This is a genomic window from Pseudomonas brassicacearum (assembly GCF_918698105.1).
GTDB classification, from domain to species: domain Bacteria; phylum Pseudomonadota; class Gammaproteobacteria; order Pseudomonadales; family Pseudomonadaceae; genus Aquipseudomonas; species Aquipseudomonas brassicacearum_F.
Genome location: NZ_CAKKMI010000073.1, coordinates 23,430 through 30,391, shown reverse-complemented (window position 1 = coordinate 30,391; position 6,962 = coordinate 23,430). Strand labels below are relative to the sequence as shown.

At 62.1% G+C, this 6,962-nt stretch carries 4 protein-coding genes; 3 read left to right on the top strand and 1 reads right to left on the bottom strand.

The window, feature by feature from the left end; translation table 11 throughout:
- Positions 1 to 1,508 (bottom strand): retention module-containing protein (locus LQ215_RS23370; RefSeq protein WP_230152776.1); only part of this gene is annotated, 1,508 nt, incomplete at its 3' end.
- A gap of 358 nt (positions 1,509 to 1,866) precedes the next feature.
- Between LQ215_RS23370 and LQ215_RS23365 the strand changes: the two genes are divergently transcribed.
- From LQ215_RS23365 to LQ215_RS23355, 3 genes are read left to right on the top strand one after another with little or no spacing between them, the layout of a single operon-like run.
- A complete protein-coding gene (locus tag LQ215_RS23365; RefSeq protein ID WP_230152775.1) occupies positions 1,867 to 3,216 on the top strand; it encodes a TolC family outer membrane protein in 1,350 nt (449 codons plus the stop codon).
- A 37-nt stretch (positions 3,217 to 3,253) separates the two neighbouring features.
- Complete coding sequence (locus LQ215_RS23360; RefSeq protein WP_230152774.1) at positions 3,254 to 5,410, top strand: type I secretion system permease/ATPase; 2,157 nt, start codon at positions 3,254 to 3,256, stop codon at positions 5,408 to 5,410.
- Entirely contained in the window at positions 5,400 to 6,767 is a 1,368-nt protein-coding gene (locus tag LQ215_RS23355) for an HlyD family type I secretion periplasmic adaptor subunit (protein WP_230152773.1), read from the top strand. Before LQ215_RS23360 ends, LQ215_RS23355 begins: the two co-directional genes overlap by 11 nt.
- Positions 6,768 to 6,962 lie beyond the last annotated feature (195 nt).

Here is a 6,962-nt window from a genome sequence, read left to right as displayed (position 1 = left end):
AGGGTCGCGGTGTAGGTGATGGTGCCGTTTTCATTCACGGTCGGCGTAGCAGTCAGCGTTACGGTGGTGGTGTCGTTGACATCGCTAACAATGGTGCTGACTGGCGCGGTGTTAGGCGCGATAGCTTCGAGGTTGCCACCGGATGCCGAAGCAATCGACTCGGTCACGGTGGTTGGACCTTGGTAAACGTCGTTGCCAACGGCTACATCCAACACGCCCGAGCTTGCGCCCGCTGCGATGGTGATGGTCTTGCCGCTTTCCAACGTCACGGTCACAGGACCATTCTGCGCGGTGACGGGTTTGCCGTCGGCACCGGTCAGGGTCGCGGTGTAAGTGATCGTGCCGTTTTCATTCACGGTCGGCGTAGCAGTCAACGTCACGGTAGTGGTGTCGACCGAATCGGTAATCGTAGTGACCGCAGGCGCAGTGCTCGGCACCAGGTTTTCAAAGTTGCCACCGGTCGCACCGGTAATGGTGGTGCTGACCGTGCTGCCGTTGTTGTAGACGTCATTAGCCGGCGTCTCGACGTTAACGGTGCCAGTGGTCTGGCCGGCGGCGATGGTGATGACCGCGCCGTTGCTCAAGGTCACGGTCACTGGCGTTTGAGCCGGGTTGGTCAGCGTCGCGGTATAAACAATTGAACCGCCTTCGGTCACGGTGTTGCCCGCCGTCAGGGTGACGGTGGTGGTGTCGATGGTGTCGGTAATCTGGGTCACGGCCGGCGTGGTGGGCACGGTCACGGCGATGCCGGTACCGCCGGTGGTGCCGGTGACGGTCACACTGATCTGGCTTGGGTCGTTGTAGACGGTGTCATTCGGCGCGAGTGGGACGTTGACGCTGCCGGTCAGTTGACCCGCCGGGATCACGATGACCGCGCCGTTGGACAAGGTCACGGTCAGGTTGGTCTGCGGGGCCTGTGTCACGGTCGCGGTGTAGACCAGCACGCCGCCGGCCTCGGTCAGGGTCGGCGTGGCGCTCAGGGTCATCGTCGCATTGAGCACGGCGTTGGCGGTCGTATCCGTGGTGTCGCCACCCAGGATGTTGTTGTCGGTGGCGGCAGCCGCAGCGAGGCCTTCGGTTGGGAAGCCGACGGTAGGGTCGACGCTACCGGCGGTGGCGTCCAGCACCACAAAGCTGTGGCCGCCACCGGCGGCGCCGCCCGTACCTGCGGCAGTGGCGCCGGCGGCGGTGGCTTCCAGGGCGGTCGTCGGGTCGACACCCGCGGCGATGGCTTGTTGCAGCTCTTCTACTGACGGCGCGGCCTGGGCTGTGGCCTGTTCAAGATCGGTGGACGAATCCGGGGCATTGGCGCTCCACTGGGTGTCGCGGCCCAGGTCCAGGGTGCGGCCATCGGCCAGTTCCAAAGTGACGGCGCCGGCAGGGCCGGTGTCCAACTGGTCGCCTACGTTCAGGCGATCACCTTCAATGAGTACGCGCCGGATGCCCTCGGGGGATACGACGAAAACCTGACCAACAATGCTTTTGACAACGGCAATAACACTGCTCATTGAAGACTCTCCGGGTGCCACGCTCAGTAGACTTCCATGGACCCGGCGGCTTGTGGGCCGCAGCGGTCTGGACGTTCATGTTCACAAAGTAAGGTTATTTGACGCTTTTCAATGTCAATATTTTGGCTGCGACTTTTCAATTATTTTGTTTGTGCCAAACTATTGACCTTCTGCCGGCCATCCTAAACAATCGCCGCCGTAATGTCACATTGATATTTAAGCGGCGACCTGTTCTTTCGGTGCGTGTTCCAGCTCCTGTTTTGAACTTTCCGACATACGGTCATTCCGGTTGCCATCATCCGATGCAGCGCCACGTTTCGCTGTGATCCAAGACAAGTGTTTCAGGAAGAAATCCACCATGCGTCTGTACCTGTTCAAGGCTTTACCCTTTGCTCTCGCCGCCAGTTTCGTACAAGCACAAACCTTGCCGCAGGCCATGCAACAGGCGCTGGATGTCCATCCTGAAATCCAGGCTGGCGTGAACAGTCGCCTCGCGGCGGATTACCAGCTCAAGGCGGCCAAGGGCGGCTACCTGCCTAGGGTGGACCTTGCCGCCGGATACGGCCGTGAAGGCACCGACAGCGTCACCACCCGGTCGGGCGGGACCAATCATTGGGAAACCCTGAACCGCAGCGAGTCGAGCCTGCGCCTGTCGCAAATGGTTTTTGACGGTTTTGCGACGTCCAGCGAAGTGGGGCGTCAACAAGCCACCGTCAATGCCCGGGCCTACTCGTTGCTGGACGCGTCCGAGCGCACCGGGTTGACCGTGGCCCAGGTCTACCTGGACGTGCTGACCCGTCGCGAGTTCGTGCGCCTGGCCGAGGAAAACCTCAAGAGCCACGAGCGCATCTTCGACCAGATCAAGCTGCGCACTTCCCGCGGCGTGGGCAGCGGCGCCGACATGGACCAGGCCGAAGCGCGCATGGCCCAGGCCCGCAACAACCTGATCACCGAACAAACCAACCTGGCCGATGCCGAGACCAACTACCTCAGCGCCGTCGGCCAACTGCCCGATCAACTGGAACGTCCTGCCGATTTTCTGGCGTTGCTGCCGGCCAACCTGACCGAAGCCCGTGCCCAGATGCTGGAAAACAGTCCGGTGCTGCGTTCGGCCGAAGCCGACATCGCCGCCGCCGAGCAGCAGTACGAAGCCGCCAAGTCGAGTTTCTACCCACGTTTCGACGCTGAGCTGGGCCGCACCGCCGACAACGACCTGGACGGCCAGAACGGCCACAACAATGAATGGCAAGCCATGCTGCGCATGCGTTTCAACCTGTATGCCGGCGGCAGCAACAAGGCGGACCTGGAATCCAAGTCGTACCTGTCCAACCAGGCCCTGGATATCCGCAACAACGCGCTGCGCCAGCTCAATGAAGAGCTTGGCCTGGCCTGGAACGCCTTGAACAACGCCAACGCCCAAGTGCCGATCGCCCAGCAATACGTTGATCACAGCACCAGCGTGCGCACCGCCTACCAGCGCCAATTCAGCCTCGGCGAGCGGACCCTGCTGGACTTGCTCGACAGCGAAAACGAGCTGTTCAGCGCTTCCCGTCGCCTGGCGGAAATCAAGAATGTGCAGCTGTTCACCCAATACCGGATCAAGGCAACCATGGGCCAGCTGTTGAAAAGCCAAGGTGTGGTCGCACCGTTGGCATCGGTTGTGCAGAACGACATGAAGCCCAAGGTTCAGTTGCCTGGGATGAATTGAGTCCTACCACCCGTTTTAATCAGTCAGAGTGCCAAGCGTGGAATCAGAAGTCAGTCCAGTCGAACTCGTTCATGACCCGCGCACGCTGCACGACGACCCGCTGCTGGACGGCTTGCTGGCGCTCTGCATGCTGCATCAGAAGCCGGCCAGCGCGGCGATGCTCACCACCGGCCTGCCGCTGCCCAAGCAACGGCTGAGCGTCGAATTATTGTCGCGCGCGGCGGCCCGTGCCGGTCTGCAAGGCCGGGTGCTGCAACGCAAGCTCGAGCAGATCCCGACCATCGCCATGCCGGCACTGTTGTTGCTCAAGGACGGCCGCAGTGCCGTGCTGCTGGGCTGGGTCGGCGACGACCAGGCGCGGTTGCTGCTCAGCGAAAGCGACGGCGGTGAGGTAACCATCAGCCGCGAACTGCTGGCCGATGACTACAGCGGCAAGGTGTTCTTCGCCCAGCCGCAGCATAAATTTGACGTCAACCACGGCACGCTCATTCCCCGGGCGCGTTCGTGGTTTCGCGACACCCTCAAGCGGTCCCGCTGGCTGTACGCAGATGCCATCGCCGCGAGCCTGCTGATCAACATCATCGCCATGGCCGCGCCGCTGTTCGTGATGAACGTCTACGACCGCGTGGTGCCGAACCAGGCCGAAGCGACCCTGTGGGTATTGGCCGTTGGTATCACCGGCGCCTATGTGTTCGATCTGATCCTCAAGATGCTGCGCAGCCTGTGCCTGGACCTGGCGGGCAAGAAAACCGACCTGATCATCTCGGCCACCCTGTTCGAACGCATCGTCGGCATGTCCATGAAATACCGCCCGGCGCGGGTCGGCAGCTTCGCCCAGAACATCCATGAATTCCAGAGCCTGCGGGACTTCCTCGCTTCGCTAACCCTCACCAGCCTGATCGACCTGCCGTTCACCCTGCTGATCTTCATGGTCATCGCGATTATCGGCGGGCACCTGGTGTGGATTCCGGTGCTGGCGTTCCCGATTGCCCTGCTGATCGGCTATGCCTTGCAGAAGCCCCTGGTGGCAACCATGGAGCGCACCATGGCCCTGGGCGCCGAACGCCAATCCAGCCTGATCGAAACCCTGGCCGGCCTGGACGCGGTGAAGGTCAACAACGCCGAGAGCGAACGCCAATACCAGTGGGAACAGACCATCGGCACCCTCAGCCGCCTCGAACTGCGGGTGAAGATGCTGTCCGGCCTGGCAATGAACATCACCTTGCTGATCCAGCAATTGGCCGGGGTGATCATGATCGTCTTTGGCGTTTACCTGATCATCGCCGGCAACCTGAGCATGGGCGGGCTGGTGGCCTGCTACATGCTCAGCGGTCGCGCCCTCAGCCCGTTGGCGTCGCTGTCGGGCCTGCTGACCCGCTACCAGCAGGCGCGGGTGACCATGACGTCCGTCGACCAGATGATGGAGCTGCCCCAGGAACGCAATTTCGACGAGCGCCCGCTCAGCCGCAAGGTCCTGCAGGGCGCCATTGAATGCCGTCAGTTGAATTTCACCTACCCGAACCAGCAGAACGCCGCGCTGAAGAACATCAACCTGGTGATCAAGCCGGGCGAGAAAATCGGCATCATCGGCCGCAGCGGATCGGGCAAAAGCTCGCTGGCCAAGTTGCTGGTGGGGCTTTACCAACCCGACGACGGCGCCTTGCTGGTGGACGGCGTGGACATCCGCCAGATCGACGTCAGCGAGCTGCGCTACAACATTGGCTACGTGCCCCAGGACATCCAGCTGCTGGCCGGTACCCTGCGGGACAACCTGACCTCCGGCGCCCGTTACGTCGAAGATGAACTGGTGCTCCAGGCCGCTGAACTGGCGGGCGTGCATGAATTTGCCCGCCTGCATCCGCAAGGCTATGAACTGCAAGTCGGTGAGCGCGGACAGAACCTGTCCGGTGGCCAGCGCCAGAACGTCGCCCTGGCCCGCGCGCTGCTGCTCAACCCGCCCATCCTGTTGCTGGACGAACCCACCAGCGCCATGGACAACACCGGTGAAGAGCGCTTGAAACAGCGCTTGGCCGCCGTGGTGGAAAACAAGACCGTGTTGCTGGTGACGCACCGTGCATCCTTGCTGTCGCTGGTGGACCGCCTGTTGGTGATCGACCGTGGACAGATCCTCGCCGATGGCCCGAAAGCCGCTGTCATGGAAGCGTTGAAGAAGGGGCAGATCAGTGTTGCTTAAATCCGGTTTCAAGGGCGCTGTGGGCCGTTATTTCAAAGGTTCCGACTCGCTGCACGGCCAACCACTGCCCGAGGTCAACAAGGCGCTGATCGAGGACGCTCCCCGGGTGGTGCGCTTGACGATCTGGGGCATCATCGGCTTCTTTGTGTTCCTGATGCTGTGGGCCAACTTCGCCGTGATCGACGAAGTGACCAAGGGCGACGGCAAGGCGATTCCCTCGTCCAAGGTCCAGAAGATCCAGAACCTGGAAGGCGGCATCGTCGCTGAGCTGTTCGTCAAGGAAGGGCAGATCGTCGATGCCGGCGCGTCGTTGATTCGCCTGGACGACACCCGGTTTGTCTCCAACGTCGGCGAAACCGAGGCCGATCGCCTGTCCATGCTGTTGCGGGTCGAGCGCCTGAGTGCCGAGGTCGATGATCGGCCGCTGAACTTCCCGGCCGATGTGCTCAAGGCGGTGCCGGGCCAGGCTGCCAGCGAAGAGTCGCTGTACATCAGCCGCCGCCAGCAGTTGCACGATGAAATCGGCGGTTTGCAGGAGCAGTTGATCCAGCGCCAGCAGGAACTGCGCGAATTCATCTCCAAGCAGGCGCAGTACCGCTCCGGCCTGGCGCTGCAACGCCAGGAAATCAACATGTCCGAGCCACTGGTGGCCCAAGGCGCGGTATCGCCGGTGGAAGTGCTGCGGCTCAAGCGCGCCGAAGTCGAGACCCGTGGGCAACTGGACGCCACGACGCTGGCGATCCCCCGTGCCGAATCGGCGATCAAGGAAGTGCAGCGCAAGATCGACGAGACCCGCGGCAAGTTCCGCAGCGAAGCCCTGACCCAGCTCAACGAAGCTCGCACCGACCTGAACAAGGCCCAGGCCACCGGCAAAGCCCTGGAAGACCGGGTGAGCCGGACCCTGGTAACGTCGCCCGTGCGCGGCATCGTCAACAAGTTGCTGGTGAACACCATCGGTGGCGTGATCCAGCCCGGCAGCGACCTGGTGGAAATCGTGCCGCTGGACGACACCATCCTGGTGGAGGCGAAAATCCGTCCCCAGGACATCGCCTTCCTGCACCCCGGCCAGGACGCCACGGTGAAATTCACCGCATACGACTACACCATCTACGGCGGGATGAAAGCCAAGCTGGAACAGATCGGCGCCGACACCATCACCGATGAAGACAAGAAAACCACCTACTACATCATCAAGCTGCGCACCGAGCGCAGCCACCTGGGCACGCCTGAAAAGCCCTTGCTGATCATCCCTGGGATGGTGGCGTCGGTGGACATCATCACCGGCAAGAAAACCGTGCTCAGCTACCTGCTCAAGCCAATCATCAAGGCCCGGTCCGAGGCGTTGCACGAGCGGTAGCATCTCAGGCCGGACTCCTCAAACTGCCAATATGGCTTGAGGACTTTGGACTTTGGACTTTGGGCCTGGACTTAGGGCTTGGAAGCTTTTGTGGCGAGGGAGCTTGCTCCCGCTTGAGTGCGCAGCGCTCATCGCTTTTTTAGGGCCGCTGCGCGCCCCAGCGGGAGCAAGCTCCCTCGCCACGGGTTTGGGGGT

Excerpts from the sequence above, each read along its gene's own strand:
- LQ215_RS23365 (WP_230152775.1), top strand. The coding sequence starts at position 1,867 with ATGCGTCTGTACCTGTTCAAGGCTTTACCCTTTGCTCTCGCCGCCAGT.